Here is a 2,607-nt window from a genome sequence, read left to right on the forward strand (position 1 = left end):
ATTCAGTTAATCGCTTATCATACGGCTGTTTTATTAGGAACAGATGTTGATCAACCCCGTAATTTAGCAAAATCAGTCACGGTTGAATAAAAATAGCGTTTGTATTTCTGAATCTGATTAGAGAATAATCAAGTGTAACAAGTTGATTTATAATGATAGCTTATTTTTCCATTTTTCTCTGTCAAATAAGAATCTCCACGACTGAATTTCTCATTCCAAACCCTTTACGACAGAATGAAAAATATTTTTTACCTATCAAAAAATGAATCAGCTGTGTGAATATAATGGCAAAAAGAGCGCAAGAGTGCTTTTATTGTTTTAATGCAAGAGTCATCCAGATTGTAAGAGAAGATCTGACGTTGGTTTGTTATTCTTTTATGAGGCATAAAGATGGAGTAGGGATTACGTTAGGTTATTTATGGGTTATTTCAAGAAAGAAAATCATATTTTAAGAGAGAGGTATTTAAGTTTTTTATCAAAAGTTTTTTTCTAGAGTTACCCTGATCGTAAGAGACGTGTAGCATCGTCGTGTCCGAAAAGATAAAGGAGTAACTGTAAAGCTTGTCCTTGCTCAGAAGAAAGATGAGGATCGCGTTGTAAAAATAAACGAGCATCTTTTCTTGCCATTGACAAAAGATCGCTGTGAACAGCAAGGTTTGCTATATGAAACTCAGGTACGCCGGATTGTTTTGTACCTAAAAGCTCTCCTTCACCTCGCAAACGCCAATCTTCTTCAGCGATTTCAAAACCATCTTCTGTGTTGCGGATAATATTAAGGCGTGTTGCTGCTGTTTTTGTCAGTGGATCTTTGTAGAGCAGAATGCAGGAAGATTTTTTATCTCCTCGTCCTACACGTCCACGCAATTGATGCAGTTGTGAAAGTCCAAAATGTTCCGCGTGTTCGATAATAATGATTGAAGCATCTGGAATATCTACCCCCACTTCAATAACAGTGGTTGCTACTAAAATGCGTGTATTGCCGCATTTAAAAGATGCCATAGCTGCTTCTTTTTCTGCTGTAGACATTTTTCCATGGATCATACCAACGTGTGCTCCAAAGCGCTCATGAAGAAATGCAAAGCGGTTTTCAATTGAAGTAAGGTCAAGAGCTGTAGAGTCCTCCACTAAAGGACAAATCCAATAAAGCTTTTCTCCTTTTTCTAATGCAATTGCAATTCGCTCTATAAGCTCATGAAGACGTTTCAAAGAAAGCGTTGCTGTTGTAATAGGTTGTCGCCCAATTGGTTTTTCTGTAATTTTAGAGACATCCATATCACCAAAAGTTGTTAAGACAAGGGTGCGGGGAATGGGCGTGGCGGTCATAACCAGCATATCAGGTTGATTGCCTTTTTCTGTAAGGGCAATACGTTGATGGACACCAAAACGGTGTTGTTCATCGATAATGGTTAAAGCGAGATTATTATAAGTAACGCTGTTTTGTATGAGAGCATGGGTTCCAATGACAATAGAAACTTGACCTGATAAAATATCATTCAAGATATTTGTCCGCATTTTTCCTTTTTCTCGTCCTGTTAAAAGCGTTGTTTGTAATCCGATCTTTTCGGCAAGAGGGGCAATGGTGGCAAAATGTTGCCTAGCCAGCACTTCGGTTGGTGCCATTAAAGCTGATTGTCCTGAATTTTCAGCAATTTGTGCCATTGCCATTAATGCAACGACAGTTTTTCCTGCGCCTACATCACCTTGGAGCAGTCTTAGCATCGGTTCTGGTGAAGCAAGATCATTTGCGATATCTTCTACCGCTTTTATTTGTCCGGTTGTAAGTTGAAAGGGGAGGATATTGAGCAATTTGTTAGTATAAATTCCAGTAGCTGGTCGAGAAGCGCCAATAAGAGATTTGGTTTTTAAACGCACGAGGCTTAGTGCCAATTGACAAGCAAACAATTCATCATAGGCAAGACGTTTGCGTGCTGTACTTTCTAAGGATAGATCATCGGGATTAATGGGCGCATGGATACGGCGTAAAGCAACAGAAAAAGAAGGAAAATTTTGCTGTTTTTTTACATTTTCATCTATCCATTCCGGTAGAAGAGGAATAAAATCGAGAGCGTTTTTTATGGCACGTCTTAGCGTCTTTGCAGTGAGTCCGGCGGTAGATGGATAAATCGGTTCGATGAGAGGTATCTGATTTGATTGTTCGCTTGTGGCGATATGGTCTGGATGCGCCATTGAAAGTTGTCCATTAAACCATTCAACTTTTCCTGATACAACGACTTTTTTGCCTTCGGGAAGTTGTTTTTTTAGCCAAAGAGGTTGAGCATGAAAAAAGACTAAATTTATTTTTCCTGTTTGATCATGAGCAATAACACGATAGGGAATTCGGTTATGACCACGTGGGGGTGGTTGATGTTGATCGATGACAATTTCAAGTGTAACAGTATCCCCTTCTTTTGCACAAGCAATGCTGGGACGCATTCTGCGATCTATAACGGAATGGGGCATTAATTGAAGGAGATCAATAAGGGTTGCTTCCCGTTGTGTAGGATTAACATTTAAGAGTTTGGTCAGTAAACCATAGACTTTAGGTGTAATACCAGAAAGGGTTCGAATAGAGTTGAAAAGAGGGGCAAGAAGACTTGGAGGCATGAG

The 2,607-nt window shown here is 39.3% G+C and carries 1 protein-coding gene; it reads right to left on the reverse strand.

From position 1 onward, the window contains the following. Window positions 1-495 precede the first annotated feature (495 nt). The gene (gene recG, locus ACFIO3_RS11225) at window positions 496-2,604 is read right to left on the reverse strand and encodes an ATP-dependent DNA helicase RecG (protein WP_375606649.1); all 2,109 of its coding nucleotides are present in this window, start codon (window positions 2,602-2,604) and stop codon (window positions 496-498) included. Window positions 2,605-2,607: the final 3 nt, after the last annotated feature.

This window comes from Bartonella sp. AD328YNZD (genome assembly GCF_042196425.1).